A 21,774-nucleotide genomic window follows, 5' to 3' on the forward strand; every position below is an offset into this window, starting at 1 on the left:
TCCCGATGTTCTCGGGAAGTTTTTTATTACTTTTCAGTTTCGCCTAAATATTCTTTAACTCTTTTTGTCAATCTTGCTTTTTTTCTATTTGCGTTATTTCTATGTATAACACCTTTTTTAGCAGCTTTGTCTATAACAGAGAAAGCATTGCTTAACAATTCATTTAAAACTTCTTTTTCCTGCTTTTCTTCAATAGCTAATAATACCTTTTTGATAGAGTTTTTAACTCTTGTTTTATAACTTTTGTTTCTCAATCTTCTTTTAGCTGTTTGTCTTACTCTTTTTTTAGCAGATTTTACATTTGGCACGTTAAAATTCCTCCTTTATATTATTTTATTATTATAATCCAAATGCAGCTTTTAATTCATTAACCTTATCGGTCTTTTCCCATGGAAATTCTACATCATTTCTTCCAAAATGTCCATAAGCAGCGGTCTTTTTATACATTGGCTTTAATAAATCTAAATTTTTAATAATAGCACCAGGTCTAAAATCAAACATTTCAGTTACAACGTTGTATAATTTTTCTTCATCAACTTTAGCAGTTCCTTTGGTATCAATTAAGATAGAAACAGGTTTCGCTACACCAATAGCATAACCTAATTGAATCATAACTTCATCAGCTAATCCAGCAGCTACTATATTTTTTGCAACATATCGAGCCATATAATGAGCGGATCTATCAACTTTTGTTGGATCTTTACCAGAGAATGCTCCTCCTCCATGTGGTACCCAACCACCATATGTATCGACTATTATTTTTCTTCCTGTTAAACCGGTATCAGCATGAGGACCGCCTAATACAAATCTTCCAGTTGGATTAACCAGAATTCTTGTATTTTTTGTCAATAAATTTTCTGGAATAATAGGTTTTATTACATGTTCAATTAATGCTTCTCTTATTTCTTCTATAGTAACATCTGGTTCATGTTGTGTAGAAATTAATACAGTCTCAACTTCAATAGGTTTACCATTTTCATCATATTCTACAGTAACCTGTGTTTTTCCGTCAGGTCTTAAAAATTTCAATGTACCATTTTTTCTAACTTCTGATAATCTGTATGCCAGTTTATGAGCTAAAACTATAGGTAATGGCATTAATTCTGGAGTTTCATTTGTAGCATAACCAAACATAATTCCCTGATCTCCAGCACCTAATTTTTCATAGGGGTCTTCATCCTTCATTTCTCCAGTTTTAGCTTCTAATGCTTTATCTACACCCATAGCAATATCCGGTGATTGTTCATCAATTGAAACTAAAACAGCAGATGTTTCACCGTCAAAACCATATTTTGCTCGTGTATATCCAATTTCTAAAATTGTTTGTCTTACAATTTTGGGTATATCAACATATGCTTTTGTCGAAATTTCTCCAGCTACCATTGCAACACCAGTTGTTACTAATGTTTCAACAGCAACTCTTGAAAATGGATCTTTTTCTAATAAAGCATCTAATATTGCGTCTGAAATTTGGTCAGCAACTTTATCTGGGTGTCCTTCAGTAACACTTTCACTTGTGAAAAGTCTTTTTTTCAATTTTCTTCCTCCTTTTAATTTTTGATTATATTATAATTTAATCGATATCCAGATTACTATTATACCAAAAATATACATCAATAGACTTATATAAAATTAATTTTAAAATAAAATCTATTGTATTTTAAGTTACATTTCTTTTACTAATACTAATTTATAAACCTTTACACTTCCCCATATATCTTCAAGAATTAATTCAGCAGGATTTCTATCTTTTAATGTAAATGCAATTTCATTCCATCTATTTACTTTAATAGGAGTTATGAACGATGATGAGTATAACTTAAGCCAGTATGTAAAAATATTTGAACCATATCCAAAAACAGTATTGGCAGAATACATTTCATCTGCTCTTATAGCATCAAATTCAATTTCATAAACAAGCTCATCGTTTACGCGTAGGGAAATTTTTCTTGGAATAATTTTCGTATTATTTCCAATTTTTTCATCAGCTTTTACTTCTAATTTTGGAAGAGTAGCAAATGGAATTTCAGTAATTTGATCTTCAAGTAATTTAAATGTTCTATTATTTGACCTGATTTCAAGAGCTTCTAATTTTCTTGGTCTCATTTCAATATAATCAACAAATTCTAAAGCGTCTCTAACAATTTCAATTTCTTCATTTCCAGATTTTCTGAGTTCTCTAACTTCAAAATGCACATGTGGAACTTCTGCTTCTCCAGATTTTCCTGAATAAGCAATTTCTTCACCTTTTGATACTCTAATTTCATCCTCAGGAAATTTAACTTCTGCAAAAGTATTTCCAACCTCGCTGATTACAGAATTAGCAATTTCAGATAGTATACCTTTAAACGAATTTAAATGTGCATAAACAGTTATTAAATCATAATCTGGATGATATAGAAAAATAGTATTTCCATAAACTTTGTGGTTTAACCATATCTTATATACATAACCGTCAGCAGCTGCATTTACAGGATATCCAATTCTTGAAAATGATGAAAAATCAATACCAAGGTGAAAATGAGGTTTATCCCCAGTATCTCTATATTCTCCAAAAGATGAAGTAAGATATGAATCTTTTACTGGTGGTAAAAATCTTTGTGAAAAAGATAAAACGAGACTAAAAAGAATAATCAAAATAATAAATAATTTTTTCATAACATACCTCCTAAATATATACTCAACTATCCAGAAGAAAAATCTTCTGGATAAAATTGATTATTCTATTATTATAAATTAAGCTTATTGTCCACTATTATCTTGCTGGAATAACCTTACATATTTCATTGGCACAATCATTTTTATCGCATGTTTATATACAAGCGATTGCTGTCCTTTTTTTTCCAGTAATATGGTAAAATTATCAAAGGATTTTATAAAACCAGTTGTTTGAAATCCGCCTTCAAAGTAAATTTTACATTCAATTTTATTTGTTCTCAACAAATTTAAAAATCTTTCTTGTAAATTAAATTTTTCAGCCATTTTAACTCCCCCTTTAAGATGAATTTTAATTAATTATAAATTTAAAAAAATCAAATCTCTAATTTTCTTTATCGCATATTTTTCTTCTGATAAATTTATCCATACTACATTATCATATCCTCTAAAATATATAATCTGCCGTCTGGCATAACGTCTTGTATTTCTTTTTATAAGATGTATCATTTTATCATAATCATATTTCCCCTCAATATATTCTAATACTTCTTTATATCCAATAGTATTCAAAGAATTTAAGTTTTTGTTATATCCCATGTCAATTAGTTTTTTTACTTCATCAATTAATCCATTTTTTATCATTAATTCAACTCTTAAATTTATTCTTTCATGAAGCTCTTTTCTATCTCTATCCAGTATAATTATATTAAATTCATAGGGGGAATGTGCTTTGTGATTTTTTATTAATTCAGACATTCTTTTTCCAGATATAATATATATTTCTAAAGCTCTGATACTTCGTTTTAAATCATTTTGATGTATTCTTAAATAACTTTCAGGATCAACATCTTTTAATATTTCTCTTATGATTCCTGGTTGTTTTGCCTCTAATTTTCTTAAATAACTTCTCAATGTTAACGAAGACGGTGATTCAAAAAAACCTTTATATATAGAATCGAAATATAGCCCAGTTCCACCTGATATTATTGGAATTTTTCCTCTATTTAAAATATCTTTAATACTCTTTAAAGCGTCTAATCTATACATATATGCATTATAATATTGATTCGGTTCTATAAAATCAATTAAATGATGTTTTATTTTTTCCTGTTCATATTTTGTAGGTTTGGCTGTGCCGATATCCATATATTTATATATCTGTCTTGAATCACATGATACAACTTCAAAATCATCTCCAAATTCTGTGAGAATTCCAGTTTTTCCAACTGCGGTAGGACCTAATATTACAGGTATTTTCATTTTAGATAAATCACCCCGTAAAATACACCTGAATTTTTGCTCCCATCAATTTTATCAAATTTATATTTATTCCATATAGAATCCTTCACATGAGCTTTTATAATAACTTTACTTTTTGCAACTCTTTTCATTTCTTCGATGTCTGAAGGTTCTAATGTTTCATAAACAGCAAACTTTCTCAATGGATTTAGCGCAGAAGATTCAAATACAGGGTTTTCAAACATTGGATCACAATATATAATATCATAACTTTTATCCTTTTGATTCCTTATAAAGTGTTTATAATTATCATTTATTACTTCAATTTTATTTGAAGCTTCTTTTAACCATTTTATTTTATATGGATAATAATTTATACTTTCTTTAACAACAAAATATATAGGGAATGAACCTTCAAGACCTATTAATTTTCCATTGTCTAATTGAGAAGCAATTAATAAAGCTTCACTACCAAGACCAAAAGTTAAATCTAAAATAATTTCATTTCCTTTTAATTCTAAATTATTCAGTAAATAATCTTTTTTATCTGAAACAAAATTTTTCATTCTTATTTTTACAATAGAAGGGTGAAAGAAAAATTCAAAATCCCCTTTTTTAACCTTAACGGTTAGATTTTTTTCCACTACAAAGAATATATTATCGGTTTTTAAATGTCTTCTATTTTTATATATTAAACCATATTCTTTAGCGAGTTGTTTGGCTCGCTGTAGTTGTTCCTTCGATGGTTTGTGGGACGTAGTTATAATTAATTTTTCCATTTTCTATTGTCACACCCTTTTCTTCTAATAATTTTTTAATCATATCTCTTTCTTTTTCTATTTCATAAAGACGTTTTTGTAAATGTTCAAATTCATTGCGAGTTTTTTTATATTCATTAACTAATTCATTATAAATGAATAGCATACGAATCATTTGAATACTGAAATATATTATAACAAATATAATAGAAAATATTATTATAACTTTTATAAAATTAATATTCTTTCTTTTTTTCTTTTTTTTTCCAACAATGATTTTTTTTCTTTCCATGTTTATCCTTTCAATCCTGAGCGTGCTATTCCTGCCACAAAATATTTTTGCATGAAAATAAACAATATAATTATCGGTATTACAGAGAATGTTGAAGCAGCCATTAATAGATTATATAATGTACCAGATTCTGTTGTGAATGTTTGTAATCCTACAGCTAAGGTGCGCATTTCTGGAGATTTGGTAACGATTAATACCCATAAGAATGCATTCCAGCTTCCTACAAATTTTAATAAAGCACCTGTAATTAATGCAGGTTTACTTAAAGGAACCATAACAGTCCATAAGAATCGCCAGCTTGAACTTCCATCTATTTTAGCAGCATCCCATAAATCATTTGGAATTGTCAAAAACTGCTGTCTTAATAAAAATATAGCAAATACACTGACTATCCACGGTATTATTAATGCATAATAAGTATCAAGCCATCTAAATTTACTTATTGTTATAAAGTTTGGAACAAGCATAACTTCCCCTGGAACCATCATTGTTGCTAAAAATAATGTGAATAAAATATTTTTACCCCAGAATTCAAGTTTAGCAAATGCAAAAGCAGCCATTGCTGCAATAATAATTTCAAAAATAGTTGTAGATGTTGCCATGAATAAGGTATTTATATAATATTTTGAAAAAGGTGCAGCGTTCCATGCATCAACATAATTTTGAAAAACATTTGCAAAGATTTCTGTTGGTGTAAAATTAGCTTTCATTGTTGGTATATCATCAAGAAACCATACAGCATATAAATCTTTATAATATATTTCAATAGTAGAATAGTTTCTATAGTAAACTTTATCAATAAAAGAAGGCGCATTAGTTAAGTTAACTATGGAAATCGAATCCGAATAAACCTTATTGAATTTTTCAAGGATTTTATTATAGTCATTTCTGATGCTAGACAGTTTTAATAATTTTGATTTATCGATATTTTTTTCATTTATAAAGTCAAGATCAAAAGTATTTAAATAGTTATTGATATTATCAACATTTACATTATTTATTTTAGAAAGACTTCTGATTATCATCAATGCTCGCGATAAATCTTCTGAATTGATATTTAAAATAGATAATACTTGGTCATTAAAGTCGTGTTCTAAATTTAATACAAAGTTATCTTTAATTTTTAATATATCGATATTTTTATCTATTTCATTTTTTAATTCATCTGGTATATCTGATGATTCAAGTTTTTTAAGGAAATTAGCTTTCATTATTTCTTTAGTTGGAACCTTGAATTGTATTGTTAAGTCATTAGAAGTATATTTTTGAACATCATTAAATTTATTTTCAAAAAATGCTTTAAATTTCAAAGAATTTTTGTTATAGATTATTGAATTATAAATATTTTTTTCCAGTAATCTATTGACATTTCTTAAATACATATCAGTGAATGATACAAAATCGATAGAATTTAATTTTTCAATTATATGAGCGATTTCATCATTTGAAATTATTCCGGTACCTTTTGAATATTTTTCTATTAAAGCAGATACGTCGGATAAACTGTTTTTTAATTTTAAAAGATAATTTTTTAACTCATCTTTTTTTCTTAATTTTTCATTTTTTATTACTGAGTTATCAGTATCTTTAACTCTGAGATATGGGACTCTATTTAAAGAAATCTTTAAAAATTTATCAATGTAATTGATAGAATTTTTAATTTCTTTATCCATAGATTTTAATATTTGAGATTTTTTAAATAATCCATTTGAGGATGAATATAAGCCAAAATAAAAATTCTCAAAACTTTGTGGATTTTCTTCTAATAGATTTATTTTATTGGATAATTCTTTTATTAAAGGAAATTTAGCATTATATTCCTTTATTTCTTTAATTAAAGTATTGATGTTTTCATTATCAGCATAATTAATTTTTGTAAAAGTTAAGGTAACTAAACCTCTTTTTATTGGATCATCTTCAACGATAAAAACCTTTTTATACGGATTATATATATCCCCACTTTGAGAGGCTCTGAATTCAGCTAAACTAAGACTTCCCTGATTACCAAGTGTTGTTGAAGGTACATTTTTAATGTTTACTGAAATTTCAGATTTGAAATTTTTTGATGTCCATCTTGGTGGCCATTGTGCTATTTCGCTACCGGTTTTAAATGAAGTTACAACCATCCAGGCAAATGGCATTGCCATTACAATAGCTCCACCAATAACCAACAAATATACAATTAAAGTACCCATAGTATTAGCAAATTTATTCCAGGACATTATAAGACCCCCTTAAGAATCGTAATGGACACGTTTTTTCCCAGCTACAAATTGTATAAAGGTGAAAATCAGTATAATACCAAATAATACATATGCAGCTGCACTTGCCTGTCCCATTCTCTGTTCACCATAGAATTTTTCAAAAACATAATAAACAACTGTCAAACCACTATTGTTGTATGGACCCGGGAGTCCTGAATAAAGAACAAAAATTTCAGAGAACACTTTAAATGCACCAATCATAGAAACAATTAAAATAAAGAATGTTGTTGGAGAAAGTAAAGGCCATGTTATATAAGCAAATTTTTGCCATGTTGTTGCGCCGTCAACCTCTGCAGCTTCATAATAACTTTTATCTATATTTTGAAGTCCTGCAAGGAAAATTATAGAGTAATATCCTACCAGTTTCCATATAGAAATAATAGCTATTGTTGGAATTGTCCATTTTTCATCCTTTAACCATAAAACTTTATCTACGCCGAAAAATGACAGAATGTAATTTAACAAACCATTGTCATTAAATATCCATTGCCAGACCAATGAAACGGCAACAACACTAGTTACAAAAGGGATAAAGTATATAGTTCTAAAAACAACTTTTCCCCTGATTTCCTGATAAAACAATAAAGCTATTATTAAAGACAAAAATATTGTTATAGGCATTGATAATAACACGTAATAACTTGTATTCCATATAGCTTTCAAAAAGTCAGCTTCTTCTTTTGCCATACTTAAATAATTCACAATTTCTGGTATTTTTATAAATTTTATTCCGACAATATAAATAATTAAAAATAATATTAATCTCAATAATAATTTATCAGGTGTTCCTTCTATTTTTTTCATTGCAGCAATTGCGACATATGAAAAAGCGAGCCATAGAAATATAATCCATTGAAATTGATAATTAATATAGTTCCAAAGAATAAACGTAAATAATCCTAAAATAGAATTAAAAATTATAAAACTTTTAATTTTTTTATCAGGAATTCTTCTCAAATCCAATAAAGTATTCAAAAAATATGCTGTAAAAAATACTATAAAAAAAGTACCTAAAAAAGCAACATTAAATGTTAAATCAACGGGATGTTTTAATTTAAAAAGTTGAGTATAATTGTCAAAACCTATAAACTGAGGGTTTGCCTGATTTTTAAAATCCCATTTGAAAAAACTCAAAACAAATGAATATATAATAGGCCAGAAAACAAAAATAGATAAAATAATCATAGATGGTAAAATATATAAATATGCAGTTAAACTTTCGCGTGTACGTCTCCATGCATGTGGAGAAAGAAAGTATCTGGATACTTTCATAAAAATTACCAATAATAGGGCAATAACAACACCTATAACAGGAATAAGAATCTCAGCTGGCATATACTTTCCTCCAATCAACCAAAAATTTTGTAACACCTATTTTACCATATTATATAATAAAAAGTCAATTTTTATTTATTTCAATTTTTCCGCTAATTTTATTAATTGACTTACTATTTCATCAAATGAAGGTCTTTCAAATGTTCCCTGTTTTAGAAATGCATTGATATTATCAATTTCCCTTTTTGCAATATCAATTTTTTTGTTAGTTCCCTCTTTATATGCGCCAACTTCTATTAAATCCTTTGCATCATTATATGTTGCCATAATGTCCCGAACCGTATAAGCAGCATCAAGGTGTTCAGCCGAAACAACAGATGACATTAATCTGCTTATACTTGATAAAACATCTATCGCTGGATAATGCGAAGATTCTGCCAATCTTCTAGATAAAATAATATGTCCATCTACAATACCTCTAACAGTATCAGAAATTGGTTCATTAAAATCATCGCCTTCAACCAGAACAGTATAAATTGCAGTTATACTACCTTTATCAGAATTACCGGCTCTTTCCAATATTTTAGGTAATTCCGCAAAAACACTTGGAGTATATCCTCGTGTTGCTGGGGGTTCGCCTATTGAAAGCCCTATTTCTCTTTGAGCCATAGCCCAACGTGTTAAAGAGTCTACCATTAGCATAACATTATATCCGAGATCTCTGAAAAACTCTGCAATAGTAGTTGCGCTGAGTAAAGCTTTGGTTCTCATCAAAGCTGGTTGATCAGAAGTTGAAACGACGACAATTGAACGTTTTAAACCTTCTTCGCCTAAATCTCTTTCAATAAATTCTCTAACTTCTCTTCCTCGTTCACCTATTAATGAGATTACATTAATATCAGCAGATGTATTTCTTGCAATCATACCCAATAATGTACTTTTTCCAACACCACTACCGGCAAAAATTCCGATTCTTTGACCCTGCCCAAGGGTTATTAAGCCATCTATAGCTTTAACTCCAACAGATAAAGGATTTTCTATTTTATTTCTTATTAAAGGATTTGGAGGCGGAGAATATATAGAACGATATTTTTCAATATGTAGGGGCTTTCCATCTATTGGTCTTCCTATTCCATCTAAAACTCTTCCTAATAGGTTTTGAGTAATTCCAATTGATACCTTTCTGTTTAATTTTTTTACCTTAGCTCCAACATAAAGGCCATGAACATCTTCAAAAGGCATCAATAAAACTCTATTTCCAACAAAACCTACAACTTCACATAGTGCAGTATTTCCGTCTTTTAATGTTATAGAACACAAATCGCCAAGAGACACATCTGGTCCCCTGGATTCTATAACAACGCCTGTAATCCTATCTACAATTCCTTCCAGCGAAAAAAAATCTAAAGCGGTAATTTTTTTGCTTATATTTTCATAAATATCATTATAATTTTTCATCATTTAATTCTTCCTCAATTATAGTATTAACCTGCTTAATAATATTATCTTTATTAATAATAATTTTTCCCATATCCGTATGTACAGAAAGAGAAAAATCCGGCAAAGTGATATCTTCTATTATTTCAATATTATCTAAAGAGTCAAATTTTTCTATCAATTGTGAGTAATTATTTATAATATTGGAACTAACATGTATTTTTATTTTATCAAAATTAATAAATTTTTCTATAATTTTATTTAATGAATTTTCTATCCATTTTGGAGAAGATAAAATTTCAATATCCAGAAATTTATTGATCAATAGTTTTAATATATTAAATAAAAGTATTCTTGCATTATATAGTTCTAAATTTATAGACTGTTCAAAAGAGGACAATAATTGATTGAGCTGTTGTGAATATTGCTCAATCAATAAATTAAGCTCATTTTCCGCCTGTTCTTTGCCTTCTCTTCTTGCTTTTTCAATTTCTTCAGCATAGGCTAAATGAGCTTCGTTAATAATATTTTCTGCCTCATGTTTTGCATTTTCTATTATTTCTGAGGCTTTTCTTTCAGCATCTTCAATAATTTTTTTTGCAATTTCTTCAGCGCTTTCTTTTTCTAACTCCTGTGTATTTTCTGGTGATTCAAAAATAATATATTGGCCTTTGATTATTTTTCTATTAAACAATTAATTCTTCTCCTCCTCCACCAGCAATAATAATTTCACCGGATTCTTCTAATTTTCTGATAATTGCAACAATTCTTTGCTGTGCTTCATCAACATCTTTTAGTCTGACAGGTCCCATAAATTCTAATTCTTCCACAATCATTTGACTTGCTCTTTGGGACATATTAGATAGAATTTTATCTTTTAATTCTTCTGATGCACCTTTTAGTGATAGCGTTAAATCACGAGTATCAACTTCTCTGAGTATTCTTTGAATAGTTCTGTCATCAAGTTTGAGGATATCTTCAAATACAAACATTTTCTTTCTAATTTCTTCTGATAATTTTGGATCTGATTCTGATAATCTATCAAAAATATTTTTTGATACGGTTCTATCAATATTATTCATAATTTCGGCAGTTGTTTCTATTCCACCAACTTGACTGAATGGTTGGGCAGCAAATGATGATAATCTATCTTTCATACGACTTTCCACCTCCTTAACAACATCTGGGGTGGCTCTATCCATAATAGAAATTCTTTTAATTACGTCAACCTGAAGATCCTCAGGCAAGCCAGCAATAACCTGCGCAGCAGCAGATGGTGGCAGATAACATAATACCAGTGCAACAGTTTGGGGATGTTCATTTTGTAAAACATTTGTAATTTGAGCAATATCGATTCTTTTTAAGAAATCAAAAGGTTTAACTTGTAAATTTGTAACGAGATTTTCAATAATTTTAATTGCCTGTTCAGGACCAAATGCTTCCTCAAGCAATTTTTTGGCATAATCAACGCCACCTTCTTTAATAAATTCTTTTACTTTCATCAATTCAAAAAATTCATTTAAAACTGCGCTTTTTTCTTCATCAGATATTTTTCCCAGATTGGCGACTTCCAGTGTCAGCATTTCCACCTCTTCTTCATTTAATTCTTGTAATAATTTTGAAGCTCTATCTGGTCCAACTAAAACCACAAGAATAGCTGCTTTTCTCAAACCTGTAGTAACGTTACCTTTTTCTGCAGCCATAAAATCACCTCTTTATTGATTAATCCAGTATTTTAATATTTCGACAACATCATCAAGACTTTGATCGACTGTTTTTTCAAGTTTTTCAAAAATTTTTTGATCTTCACTAATTTCTGTAGTTTTCGGTTCAATTTCCTCAATAATTCTACTTGCAGCTTCTTCGAGTTTTTTCTTTCTTTCAATAAGTGTTTTTCTTGCTTTTCTTTTCTTATTAACATTTATTATTCCGATAATCAACAATATTAAAACAAAAATAAAAATTACAGAAATAATGGTTATAGCAGTAATTGTTTTAGCCCTTTCAGACTGTTGAATAATCTTTTGATATTCAGATTCTAAATCTTTGTTAAATTTGGTGAATAATATATTAATATTAGCAGGAGTCGCACCAGTAGCAGTTGAAATAGCGCTTTTAATCTGAGCTTTAGTGGTTTCATTTTCTGGAATAGGTGACTTATCTAAATCTATGAAAACAGTAATGGATTTTTGAGCAATCTCGCCATTTTTATCTTCCGTAACCTTTTGGTATATTTCATTGAAATCGTAGTTTGTAATTGTTTTCGACGTTTTATAAGTATCGCCATTTTGATTGTCTGGTGTTTGTGTGGTATAAGGAGGAACATTTGAATCTACACCTGGAACATTTGATATACCTGAAAAATTCTTTCTTTCTTCAGATTCTTTTTGTTCACTAACAATAATTCCTGTATTTTTATTAACAGGTTGAACTTTTCTTGCTTCTTCTTCTATTTTTTGCCAGTTTAATTCAACTTCTGGAATAACAACAATGGCTCCCATACCGAAAACTCTTTGTAATTTATTTTCTATTTTTTCTGTATAATATTCTTCTATTTTTCTTTTTAAATCAAATTTCGTAGCTGCATCAGCAATATTACCTTCTGATATAACCTGAGCGCTTAAATTTCGAGAATTATTATCGACTACCTTTACATCTCTAGGATCAAGATTTTGTACAGCGCCTGCAACAAAATCCATTATAGCTTTAACCTGCGCAGAGTCTATTGTAGCACCAGGCTCAAGAAATAATAAAACAGAGGCAGTTGGTTTTGATTGTTCAGCAGGAGTATAATAAGTTCTTGCAGGCAGAACAATATGTACCCTTGCATACTGTATGCCCTTCATAGTTGAAATAGATTTAGATAATTCACCCTCAAGAGCAATCTGATAATTTACCTGTTTATCATAACTTGTTGCTCCAAAACTCTGTTTTTGAAGCAATTCATACCCCTGTATTTGATTTCCCAAAACACCATTTAAAGCTAATTTCATCCATAGTTCATATTTGTTGTATTTTTCAGGCACCTGAATAGAACCGCCTGGACCAACCTTATATGGAATATTTAACTCTTCTAATTTCGATATAATTTTTCCACCCTGTTGTTCGTCAACACCACTTATTAAGACCTGATAATTAGGTCTTAAGTTTAATATAATTAAAATTATTAACAAAAAGATAACAGTTGCAATTAAGATAGAATATATAATTTTTTGATTTGGAGAAAAATTTTCCCAATAATCTTTTATAGTTTGAAAAAAACCCATGAACTCACCTCTAAAGACTCATATAAATACCAATTCTATAATCAGAATTTAGAATTATTCCGAATTTTATGTCGTATACAGAAAAACCAGTAATAAAGATAAATTTATCATCTATATAAGATTTTATCCATATTCCATTTTTATACTCAATGTTCAGATAATAAGAATTCATAAATTTTAAGTTATTTAAAGATAATATATTTTGTGACCAGGGATAACCAAGGCGTAAATAGAGGTTTAAATTATTTCCATATGATGAACCTATTGAGAAATCGGATTTTGGAAAATACATCAAACCATAGGTAATATTTAATTTGTTAAATTTAGTGGAATAGTTTTCTTTGATAAAAGATAAATTTTGAGTGGAATAAACTTCAAAATTTTTATAAGCAAGTCCGGAATATGTATTTAGTTCAAAATAATTTAGCGATACTTTTCCATTAATCCCAATTAAAAATGGAGAGTAAATTTCGGTATTCTTATAAAATTTTTGAGCTTTTTTTACTTTTTTATAATAATTCAAACCTGAAGAATTTATTCCTCTTTTTAAAACAGATGTTGGTCCCTGATAATAGGCTGCTATTTGCTGTTTTTCAGATTGAAAAATTTTATATAAATAACTATGATAAGCAGCGGCGCCAGTTAGGTTATCAATTGGGTTAAATAAATTATGAATACCAAAATCCTGTGCAACTATAGGTTTTAACTGTAGAAGTCCAACGGCATGACTTGAAGAAATAGCATGTGTATAATAATTAGACTCAACATACATCTGGCCTCCTATTAACTTTCTATCCTGTGACCAGACGTAATTCAGTAATTCAGATGAACTCATATAAGAATATTTTCCTAAAAATGTGTATTCAAAATTCAAAAACATGGAGTCTGTATATAACTCCATGTGTAATCCTGGTTTATAAAAAATCTTATTATATATATCAATTTTTTCTGAAAATGAGAATATAGAAATAAAAAGAAATATTAGAAAAAAAAACCTTTTCACCTATAATTCACCCAATAAAGATAAAATTATTTCAGCTATTTTTTCACCAGTTTTATTTGCTATTTCTATAACTTCCTCAGCTGTGACTGGTTTTAATTCATCTGGTACAGCTTTATCAGTAACAGCGGATAGACCTAAAACTCTTATTCCTCCATGATTTGCAACAATAACTTCAGGAACTGTAGACATTCCTACTAAATCAGCACCAAAATTTCTCATCATTTTTAATTCAGCAGGTGTTTCAAATGTAGGACCGGTAATACCAAGATAAACACCGGTATATACAGGAATTCCTAATTTCTTTGCTACGGATATAGCTTTTTCTGTTAATTCTCTATCATAAGGTTCACTCATATCAGGAAATCTTGGTCCCCATTCTTCGCAATTTTGTCCAATTAATGGATTATCTCCCATAAAGTTAATCTGATCTGTTATTATACAGGGATTACCAACTTCAAAATTTGGATTCATACCACCAGCAGCATTTGTTACTATCAGGATTTTTATGCCTAATTCCTGCATAACTCTAATTGGAAATGTAACTTCCTTCATAGTATATCCTTCGTAATAGTGGAACCTTCCATTCATTAACATAACATTTTTTCCAGATATACTGCCAAACATCAATTCGCCTTTATGACCAGGTGCTGTTGAAACAGGAAAATTCGGAATATCGGTATATGATATACTTAATGAATTTTCTAATTTTTCGGAAATTCCGTGTAATCCTGATCCCAATACAATTGCAATTTCTGGTTGATTTGATATTTTTTCTTTTATATATTTAGCAGCTTCTTTTACATTCTTTACATATTCGTTAATATCATTCATAAAAACACCTCCAGAGATAATAATAACATTATATATTATATCACAAATATTATTCTACATAACCAATAAATGGTAAATTTCGATATTTTTCTTCGTAGTCAAGTCCGTAACCAATAACGAAATAATTATCTATTTCAAAACCGGGAAAGTCTACATTTATTCCGTGATCATGAGCATTTTTTATAAGGAGAGAGGTTAGTTTTATTGAAGCAGGATTTTGCTTTTTAAATTCATTGATTAAAAACCTAATTGTATTGCCAGTATCCACAATATCTTCAATAAGAAGTATATGCTTTCCTTCAAGTGGTTCGTTTGTCCAGCTATTTACGGTTATTTTACCTGTTGAAGATGTACCGCCATGATAGCTTGAAACCCTTACAAAATAATATACCATATCATGATTTATATGTTTAACTAAATCAGAAAAAAAATGAACAGAACCCTTTAATGCACATACAGCAACAATCTCTTCATCAATATTTTTATAATATTCTGTTATTTGCTTTCCTAATTCTTTTGCCTTTTCAAGTATTTGCTTTTCAGTCAATAATACCTTTAATTTTTTTGGATTAATCTCCATTTAAATCCGCTCCTTTCTTACTGAAACTTCACCAGCATAAATTTTCTCTATTTTTCCATCAAAATCTATTTCCAAATAATCACCATGTATTGAAACAATTTTACCACGTTTTTCAATACTTTGCGATATTACTTTTATAAAATCTCCATGTCTAATGTTAAGATTTTTTATCCATAACTTTGTGAAAATGGAAATTTTATCTTTTTTAAAATATTTTAGATAATATTTATAATATGCTGTCGAATTAATCTGTTTTAACAACTTTTTTAGATTTAACTCTTTGTTTTTTTCTTCAACATAGCTTGTAGCTATGTTTTTTAAATCATCTGGAATTATATTATTCACATTTAGTCCAATTCCAACAATAATAGCAGAAACGATGTTGCCAGTATAAATACCCTCGCCTAAAATACCACATATTTTTTTATTATTTACCAATAAATCATTTGGCCATTTTATAACTGTTTCAAGTCTATATTTAGATAAAACATATTTAATAGACATGGTGTATAACCTTACATAATGCCAGGGATTCATGGGTCGATTTTTTGGTTTAAATAATACAGAAAACCATAAACCTCCCCTTTGGGATATCCATTTTCTTTTCATTCTACCATAACCACCTGTTTGTTTAGAAGCCCAGACTATAGTTTCAGAAGGAAGTTTTTTCCAGTATTTTTTTAAGTATGCATTGGTTGAATCTATTGTATCAAAATATATAATATTATCCCCTATTATTTTTGATCACTGCCTTCAATGGGTTTAAAAACATTTTTTATTTCAGGAAAAATACCATTTTTTACTTCTTTTGAATAATTTTCAATAGCTTCTTTAAATAAATCAAAACCATTCAAATATTTTTTTAAAAATTTAGGTTCAAAGTCTTTATTCAGACCAAGAAAATCGTGCCATACTAACACCTGCCCATCACAAAATCTTCCAGCACCAATGCCAATTGTTGGAATAGAAATAGATTCTGTAATTTTTTTTGCAACAGGTTCTGTAACCATTTCTAAAACAAGAGAAAATGCGCCAGCATCATCAAGTGCAACAGCACTTTCTATAAGTAAATCTTCTTCTGTTTTTGTTTTACCTTTAGAAGAAATACCTATTTGTTTATATGATTGCGGGGTAAATCCAATATGACCCATTACAGGAATTCCGAATTCTACCATTTTTTTTATTAAAGGAGCAACATTATAACCTCCTTCAAGCTTAACTGCATCAGCTCCAGCTTTTAATATTAATCCGGCATTTTTTATTGCTTCACTTTCAGAAATTTGATAACTCAAAAACGGCATATCTCCAACAACAAATGTATTAGGAGCCCCTTTTTTTACAGCTTTTATAAAAATTAACATTTCATCCATACCTATTTTGATAGTATCCTCATTACCAAGCATAACATTAGAGGCAGAATCTCCAACTAAAATCACATCAATTCCAGCAGCTTCTGCAATTTTGGCGCTGATATAATCATAGGCTGTTATCATTGCGATTTTTTCTTTATTTTTCATTTTTAGTATTTTTTTTATACTCATATCATTCATCCTCCTTAATTTTATAGAGTAAATCTATAAAAAAATCATAAACTTCAACATTTCCAAAAATTTTATTAAATTCTTCACGTTCTTTGTTTATAGTATATGTATCATTTCTTGAAACAGGGCCAGTTAAAGCGTCTTTTAAACCTTTTTCTTTTATATTATTTAAAGATATAATGGAAAGGTCAATTAAATGGTTAATAGTATCAATTTCAATTTCATTATATAAAACCTTTGACATTTTAATTAATCCATAAGAAAAATTAGAAGCTATAACTGCAGCCAGATGATATAAAACTTTTTTATTTTGTGGTATTATAACATATTTTCCATCTAAAATATCAATTAAATTTTTTGCATATTCAATTCCTTTAGAATTTCCTTCTATACCCCATACTATATTCTTTAAAGCATCACATTTTAAGGGTGAAGAAAACGGGAAATTAGGATGCATAGAAAAATGAGGAATATCACCAAAAAAATTTGAATCTAAAATACCACTGCAATGTCCAACCGCTTCTATATTGCAATCTTTTATTTCAGCCCATACATTTTTAATTTTTTCATCCTGTGTTGTTATTATAACAATGCCAGAAATATTACTTTTATCATCATCTTTGGAAAATAATTTAATAGAAATATTTTTCTTTTTAAAACAGTTGAATAAAGTTTTTCCAACCCTACCTGGTCCAATAATATTTATCATAATAACCTCCTGAAAATTTTTTGTCATTTATATTATAACATAGGCTGTCTAAAAAGTCTCAAATGAAACGAAGGCTCGAAGATTGCCCTTAACGCACCTACGGTGGATTATAGGTTTAAAAATTTTGATTTTAATTAAAAAAACATTTGAGCTATCGCTCTCCTTTTCCCTTAGATTTTTTATCCTAAAAAATCTAAGCGTGAATGAAAGCCGTCAAAAAAACAGGACGTTTTTTTGAGTGAAGCTTTTTCATGGATGAAAAATCTGAGCGACGGCTGAGAATGAATAATTTTAAGGATAAGCAATCAAGCTGCCTGAGTGAATTTGACTTTTTGGACACCGTAATTATAACATTTAACGCCTCACTATTTTAGTGAGGCGTTGATAATTTTTTACATATAAAAAGTATAATTTGACTTTTTGGATGGTTATCATACTTTAAATCTCTTAATAAGATTTTTAAATTCATTATCAACTTTGTTTAGTGAATCCATATCAGAGCTTATTTCGTTTGAAATATTAACAAGGTTATCAATATTTTTTGTTATCCCATCAATATTATCAACAACATTTTCTATTGCCTGACTCACAGAAGCAATAGACTTTGAAATTTCCTCAGCAGAATAACTTTGATTGGATGACATATCTGTTATTTCTTCCATCATATTACTGATATCACCAATTTGTGTCAATATATCTTCTAATTTTTTACCAATTTCATATACTCGTGATTCAGCGTTTTTGGAAGTTTGAACAACATCGACAATTTTATTATCAATTTCTTTTACATAATCTGTAGTGGAATTTAATATTTCTGCTATTTTATCTGTTGTATTTTTGCTTTCGCTCGCTAAAGATCTGATTTCATCGGCAACAACGGCAAACCCCTTTCCAGCTTCTCCTGCCCTTGCAGCTTCTATCGCAGCGTTTAATGCAAGTAAATTTGTTTGTTCTGCTATTGATAATATATCATTTACAATTTCGCCGATATTTGTTGTAAATTTTGATAGATCTTTTACTTTTTCTGCTGTTTCAGTTACACCATTTGTTATTTTAGAAATAGAATCAACGATTTTTTTAATATCTTCTTTTCCTTCAGAAGCTGATTTATTAACGTTTACAGAGATATTCGCAGCATTTTGAATTAAATCAGATACATTTTTTGAAAGTTCAGCAACCTTTTTTGCTTCATTGCTTACTTCATTAACAGAAGTAAATGTATTGTTAGCATTATTATAAATTTTATCAGCTTTGTTGTTTAGTTCAGTAGAAGTTTTGCTTAATATACCGGATATATCAAATAATGAAGATATAATATTAGACAAATTTTTAGATGAGTCTATAATCTTTCTGACAACATTTCTCAGAGAATTTACAGTATCTTTTACAGACAAACTAATCTGTCCAATTTCTGATTTTTTATTAAAGCCAGATATTTTAAAACGCAAATCACCATTTTCGACCTTTTTTAATTCATTATTTAGGATTTTTATCTCACGAGAAAGCATATTTCCAAGAAATACTGAAATAAAGAATCCAGCAATAATAAATGCCAAACCAATATATATTAAAAATTGAAATGTGTTGTTTTTTTCTTTTATAATAGTGTTTTTTGATTTTTCTGTTTCACTGTTTAATTTGGCTTCAACATTTTTAATAGTTTTCTCATAATTGCTTACTATGGTTTTAATGTTTTCATCCAGTTTGTTTAAACTTGTTTCTTTCTGAGAAGTCATCTCATTATTTATATCATTTAGTTTTTCTGTCATTAAATTTCCAATAATAGAATCTATATTACTTTTAAAGTCAGTTATAGGAGCTTCTGTATAAAAAACAAATTCCAGGTTTTTCACCTTAATATTTTGTGCAGCTTCAACCTTGTTTTCTTTGCTATAAACACCAATTTTAAAGGATTTTTTTTCATTGGAATATGGATATATAACCTTTCCATTTTTTTCCAATAAATAGACTTTACTATTATTTGACAGAGGTTTTAAAGCAGTTTTTATAGTTTTTAATAAATTACCAGTTAATGTCAGTATTCCTTTAAATTCTCCTGCAATAAATATAGGAGTACTTATATTAAAATCAAAGGTTTTATAATCGAAATCAGAAATTACAAAAGACCCTTCTTTGGCTTTTTCAATATTTGAAAAGAATTTTTCATCAATATAATCTCCAGAATCAAATATTATATCCGAATTATTATCAACTTCCAATAAAATAGCTCCGCTATAATCTGTAAGTATGAACTTTTTAAATACAGTATTATTACTATTATTTGTAGTTATGAAAAAGGTACCTATATCATTTCCAATAGATTCAGCAGATCCTAAATCAAAATCATATAAATCGTAAAAGTTTTTTATTGATGGTAGCATATATAAACTTTCAACATAGTTATAAATCTGAGTTTTAATATCGCTTTCTATAATTTGTATTCTGGATTTTAGTTTTTTAGAAATCTCAGAAAGAGCCAATTTTTCTGCCTCGTTTTTTAATTCATTTATAATAGTGTTATTGAAATCATCAAGGTTTTCTTGAACAAAAGTCTGAGTGTTATTTACAATATTTTCAGTCTCTTTTTTTATTGTAGTATTCATAAATGTTTCTGTTTGAACTTTCATATCAGAAAAAGCTGTTGAAATTGTATTATTTACAGAATCAAAAGAATCCTCTATAACATTTATTATTTTTGTCATACCCTGATTATATATAGATAAAATAATAGTAACCATTATCAGAACAACAATCAGAATAGATAGAATAATCTTGCTTTTTAAAGTATTTATCATATTTATATCAACTCCTTAAAAAACTACGGCTACTTTGCAACATTATTTATAAACTCATCATAAATTAAATCATTTATATCAATTTTTTTCCTTGATACTTTGTATTCATACATAGTTTCATTAACTTCATTCCACACATTTCTATTAAATGTTCCTATTAATTTTTCTGATTTTAAACCAGATTTGACTAATTTTATAACTTCTGTAGCCTCATACAATAAATGATCTTTTGATAATTTTTGTGTATTATATTTATTTAAAATAATATCAACAATTTTTTCTTTGTTATTTATAGCATATAACCAGCCTTTATATGTAGCTTTAACAAATTTTTTTACAATATCTGGATGGCTGTTTAAGTAAGATTCTGAAACAAATAATGTATCTCCAAAAAAGTGAATATTATAATCGGAAGGTTTAATAACATTGACTTCAAACCCAGCTAATCTTGCTAAATTTGGCTCGTTTGTTATATATACAGGAATTACATCAAATTCCCCTTTATAAAATGAGTCCATATTAAATGTCCATCTTTTAAATGTAACATCTTTTTTTGAAAGTCCGGCTTTTTTCAACAATAATTGAGACTCTAAGTAAGAGAAACCAGCGCTACCTAAAATTTTCCCTTTAAAATCCTGAGGTGTTTTTATTCCTGAACTTTTTAAAGACATAAAACTTACAGGTTCTTCCTGGAATATAACCATAATAGCTTTGATTTTTTTTCCAGCAGCTTTTGTTTGGATAATATTAGCCCCTTCGAGACCAAAATCCACTTTACCAGTAAGCACATTTTTCAAAGGACTTACAGTTGGTCCTCCCTGTATTATTGAAACATCAAGACCTTCTTCAGAGTAAAATCCCATTTCTTTTGCTGCATAAAATCCTGCAAATTGAAACTGATGAAACCACTTTAATTGTAACGTTATGTTTTCTGAAAATCCTAAAACACCAATAATTAAGAATAAAGAAACCAAAAAAAATGTTAAAAAGTTCTTCATCTTATTCCCCCCTTTAAAAATATTTGTGTTTTTAAATTTTTGTACAATCTATTTTTAACTCTTTGAAAAATTTGCTTATAGTAATTATAACATATCATTATATATTATGCAATAAAATATTAGTTTAT

The 21,774-nt window shown here is 28.4% G+C and carries 21 protein-coding genes; all 21 read right to left on the reverse strand.

What is annotated here, in order from left to right; genetic code table 11:
* Nucleotides 1-26: 26 nt before the first annotated feature.
* The 21 genes from rpsT to XO12_RS07805 all read right to left on the reverse strand — a co-directional run bounded on the left by rpsT (nucleotide 27) and on the right by XO12_RS07805 (nucleotide 21,646).
* A complete protein-coding gene (rpsT, locus tag XO12_RS07705) occupies nucleotides 27-308 on the reverse strand; it encodes a 30S ribosomal protein S20 (protein WP_047268367.1) in 282 nt (93 codons plus the stop codon).
* Between the two features lie 31 nt (nucleotides 309-339).
* Nucleotides 340-1,536: a methionine adenosyltransferase gene (gene metK / locus XO12_RS07710; protein ID WP_175420053.1), complete on the reverse strand. Its 1,197-nt coding sequence runs from the start codon at nucleotides 1,534-1,536 to the stop codon at nucleotides 340-342.
* 129 nt (nucleotides 1,537-1,665) lie between these two features.
* Nucleotides 1,666-2,658: a M23 family metallopeptidase gene (locus XO12_RS07715; RefSeq protein ID WP_175420054.1), complete on the reverse strand. Its 993-nt coding sequence runs from the start codon at nucleotides 2,656-2,658 to the stop codon at nucleotides 1,666-1,668.
* An 84-nt stretch (nucleotides 2,659-2,742) separates the two neighbouring features.
* The gene (gene hfq / locus XO12_RS07720; RefSeq protein WP_047266047.1) at nucleotides 2,743-2,982 is read right to left on the reverse strand and encodes an RNA chaperone Hfq; all 240 of its coding nucleotides are present in this window, start codon (nucleotides 2,980-2,982) and stop codon (nucleotides 2,743-2,745) included.
* A 33-nt stretch (nucleotides 2,983-3,015) separates the two neighbouring features.
* Complete coding sequence (gene miaA / locus XO12_RS07725; protein ID WP_175420055.1) at nucleotides 3,016-3,918, reverse strand: tRNA (adenosine(37)-N6)-dimethylallyltransferase MiaA; 903 nt, start codon at nucleotides 3,916-3,918, stop codon at nucleotides 3,016-3,018.
* On the reverse strand, nucleotides 3,915-4,676 hold the full coding sequence (locus XO12_RS07730) for a class I SAM-dependent methyltransferase (protein ID WP_047266045.1): 762 nt from the start codon (nucleotides 4,674-4,676) through the stop codon (nucleotides 3,915-3,917). Before XO12_RS07730 ends, miaA begins: the two co-directional genes overlap by 4 nt.
* Nucleotides 4,603-4,947 (reverse strand): hypothetical protein, encoded by a 345-nt coding sequence (locus tag XO12_RS07735; RefSeq protein WP_047266044.1) that lies wholly within the window; start codon nucleotides 4,945-4,947, stop codon nucleotides 4,603-4,605. The genes XO12_RS07730 and XO12_RS07735 overlap by 74 nt, the downstream gene beginning before the upstream one ends.
* A 2-nt stretch (nucleotides 4,948-4,949) precedes the next feature.
* The gene (locus XO12_RS07740) at nucleotides 4,950-7,169 is read right to left on the reverse strand and encodes a carbohydrate ABC transporter permease (RefSeq protein ID WP_175420056.1); all 2,220 of its coding nucleotides are present in this window, start codon (nucleotides 7,167-7,169) and stop codon (nucleotides 4,950-4,952) included.
* Nucleotides 7,170-7,181: 12 nt separating this feature from the next.
* Entirely contained in the window at nucleotides 7,182-8,546 is a 1,365-nt protein-coding gene (locus XO12_RS07745) for a carbohydrate ABC transporter permease (protein ID WP_084822667.1), read from the reverse strand.
* Between the two features lie 75 nt (nucleotides 8,547-8,621).
* Nucleotides 8,622-9,944, reverse strand: a complete 1,323-nt coding sequence (gene fliI / locus XO12_RS07750) for a flagellar protein export ATPase FliI (protein WP_047266068.1) — start codon at nucleotides 9,942-9,944, stop codon at nucleotides 8,622-8,624.
* The gene (locus XO12_RS07755; RefSeq protein ID WP_047266043.1) at nucleotides 9,931-10,617 is read right to left on the reverse strand and encodes a hypothetical protein; all 687 of its coding nucleotides are present in this window, start codon (nucleotides 10,615-10,617) and stop codon (nucleotides 9,931-9,933) included. Before XO12_RS07755 ends, fliI begins: the two co-directional genes overlap by 14 nt.
* Nucleotides 10,610-11,626 (reverse strand): flagellar motor switch protein FliG, encoded by a 1,017-nt coding sequence (fliG, locus tag XO12_RS07760; RefSeq protein ID WP_047266042.1) that lies wholly within the window; start codon nucleotides 11,624-11,626, stop codon nucleotides 10,610-10,612. The genes XO12_RS07755 and fliG overlap by 8 nt, the downstream gene beginning before the upstream one ends.
* 12 nt (nucleotides 11,627-11,638) lie before the next feature.
* Nucleotides 11,639-13,189, reverse strand: a complete 1,551-nt coding sequence (gene fliF / locus XO12_RS07765; protein ID WP_175420057.1) for a flagellar basal-body MS-ring/collar protein FliF — start codon at nucleotides 13,187-13,189, stop codon at nucleotides 11,639-11,641.
* A gap of 10 nt (nucleotides 13,190-13,199) precedes the next feature.
* Entirely contained in the window at nucleotides 13,200-14,192 is a 993-nt protein-coding gene (locus XO12_RS07770; RefSeq protein WP_052913222.1) for a lytic transglycosylase domain-containing protein, read from the reverse strand.
* The gene (locus XO12_RS07775; RefSeq protein ID WP_175420058.1) at nucleotides 14,193-15,023 is read right to left on the reverse strand and encodes a purine-nucleoside phosphorylase; all 831 of its coding nucleotides are present in this window, start codon (nucleotides 15,021-15,023) and stop codon (nucleotides 14,193-14,195) included.
* 49 nt (nucleotides 15,024-15,072) lie between these two features.
* A complete protein-coding gene (gene hpt, locus XO12_RS07780) occupies nucleotides 15,073-15,603 on the reverse strand; it encodes a hypoxanthine phosphoribosyltransferase (RefSeq protein ID WP_047266039.1) in 531 nt (176 codons plus the stop codon).
* A complete protein-coding gene (locus XO12_RS07785) occupies nucleotides 15,604-16,341 on the reverse strand; it encodes a biotin--[acetyl-CoA-carboxylase] ligase (RefSeq protein WP_047266038.1) in 738 nt (245 codons plus the stop codon). It abuts the gene before it with no gap.
* Nucleotides 16,338-17,144 (reverse strand): 3-methyl-2-oxobutanoate hydroxymethyltransferase, encoded by an 807-nt coding sequence (gene panB, locus XO12_RS07790; RefSeq protein WP_047266037.1) that lies wholly within the window; start codon nucleotides 17,142-17,144, stop codon nucleotides 16,338-16,340. The genes XO12_RS07785 and panB overlap by 4 nt, the downstream gene beginning before the upstream one ends.
* A gap of 1 nt (nucleotide 17,145) precedes the next feature.
* A complete protein-coding gene (locus XO12_RS07795) occupies nucleotides 17,146-17,853 on the reverse strand; it encodes a DUF2520 domain-containing protein (RefSeq protein ID WP_175420059.1) in 708 nt (235 codons plus the stop codon).
* A 431-nt stretch (nucleotides 17,854-18,284) separates the two neighbouring features.
* Nucleotides 18,285-20,648, reverse strand: coding sequence for a methyl-accepting chemotaxis protein (locus XO12_RS07800; RefSeq protein WP_175420060.1), 2,364 nt, complete (start codon nucleotides 20,646-20,648; stop codon nucleotides 18,285-18,287).
* 29 nt (nucleotides 20,649-20,677) lie between these two features.
* On the reverse strand, nucleotides 20,678-21,646 hold the full coding sequence (locus XO12_RS07805) for an ABC transporter substrate-binding protein (RefSeq protein WP_047266035.1): 969 nt from the start codon (nucleotides 21,644-21,646) through the stop codon (nucleotides 20,678-20,680).
* Nucleotides 21,647-21,774: the final 128 nt, after the last annotated feature.

This window comes from Marinitoga sp. 1154 (assembly GCF_013363285.1).
Taxonomy (GTDB): domain Bacteria; phylum Thermotogota; class Thermotogae; order Petrotogales; family Petrotogaceae; genus Marinitoga.

What these genes read in the sequence shown, in the direction of transcription:
- XO12_RS07715 (WP_175420054.1), bottom strand. Translation starts at nt 2,658, where the DNA reads ATGAAAAAATTATTTATTATTTTGATTATTCTTTTTAGTCTCGTTTTA.
- hfq (WP_047266047.1), bottom strand. Translation starts at nt 2,982, where the DNA reads ATGGCTGAAAAATTTAATTTACAAGAAAGATTTTTAAATTTGTTGAGA.
- miaA (WP_175420055.1), bottom strand. Translation starts at nt 3,918, where the DNA reads ATGAAAATACCTGTAATATTAGGTCCTACCGCAGTTGGAAAAACTGGA.
- XO12_RS07730 (WP_047266045.1), bottom strand. Translation starts at nt 4,676, where the DNA reads ATGGAAAAATTAATTATAACTACGTCCCACAAACCATCGAAGGAACAA.
- XO12_RS07735 (WP_047266044.1), bottom strand. Translation starts at nt 4,947, where the DNA reads ATGGAAAGAAAAAAAATCATTGTTGGAAAAAAAAAGAAAAAAAGAAAG.
- XO12_RS07740 (WP_175420056.1), bottom strand. Translation starts at nt 7,169, where the DNA reads ATGTCCTGGAATAAATTTGCTAATACTATGGGTACTTTAATTGTATAT.
- XO12_RS07745 (WP_084822667.1), bottom strand. Translation starts at nt 8,546, where the DNA reads ATGCCAGCTGAGATTCTTATTCCTGTTATAGGTGTTGTTATTGCCCTA.
- fliI (WP_047266068.1), bottom strand. Translation starts at nt 9,944, where the DNA reads ATGAAAAATTATAATGATATTTATGAAAATATAAGCAAAAAAATTACC.
- fliG (WP_047266042.1), bottom strand. Translation starts at nt 11,626, where the DNA reads ATGGCTGCAGAAAAAGGTAACGTTACTACAGGTTTGAGAAAAGCAGCT.
- fliF (WP_175420057.1), bottom strand. Translation starts at nt 13,189, where the DNA reads ATGGGTTTTTTTCAAACTATAAAAGATTATTGGGAAAATTTTTCTCCA.
- XO12_RS07775 (WP_175420058.1), bottom strand. Translation starts at nt 15,023, where the DNA reads ATGAATGATATTAACGAATATGTAAAGAATGTAAAAGAAGCTGCTAAA.
- hpt (WP_047266039.1), bottom strand. Translation starts at nt 15,603, where the DNA reads ATGGAGATTAATCCAAAAAAATTAAAGGTATTATTGACTGAAAAGCAA.
- panB (WP_047266037.1), bottom strand. Translation starts at nt 17,144, where the DNA reads ATGAGTATAAAAAAAATACTAAAAATGAAAAATAAAGAAAAAATCGCA.
- XO12_RS07795 (WP_175420059.1), bottom strand. Translation starts at nt 17,853, where the DNA reads ATGATAAATATTATTGGACCAGGTAGGGTTGGAAAAACTTTATTCAAC.
- XO12_RS07800 (WP_175420060.1), bottom strand. Translation starts at nt 20,648, where the DNA reads ATGATAAATACTTTAAAAAGCAAGATTATTCTATCTATTCTGATTGTT.
- XO12_RS07805 (WP_047266035.1), bottom strand. Translation starts at nt 21,646, where the DNA reads ATGAAGAACTTTTTAACATTTTTTTTGGTTTCTTTATTCTTAATTATT.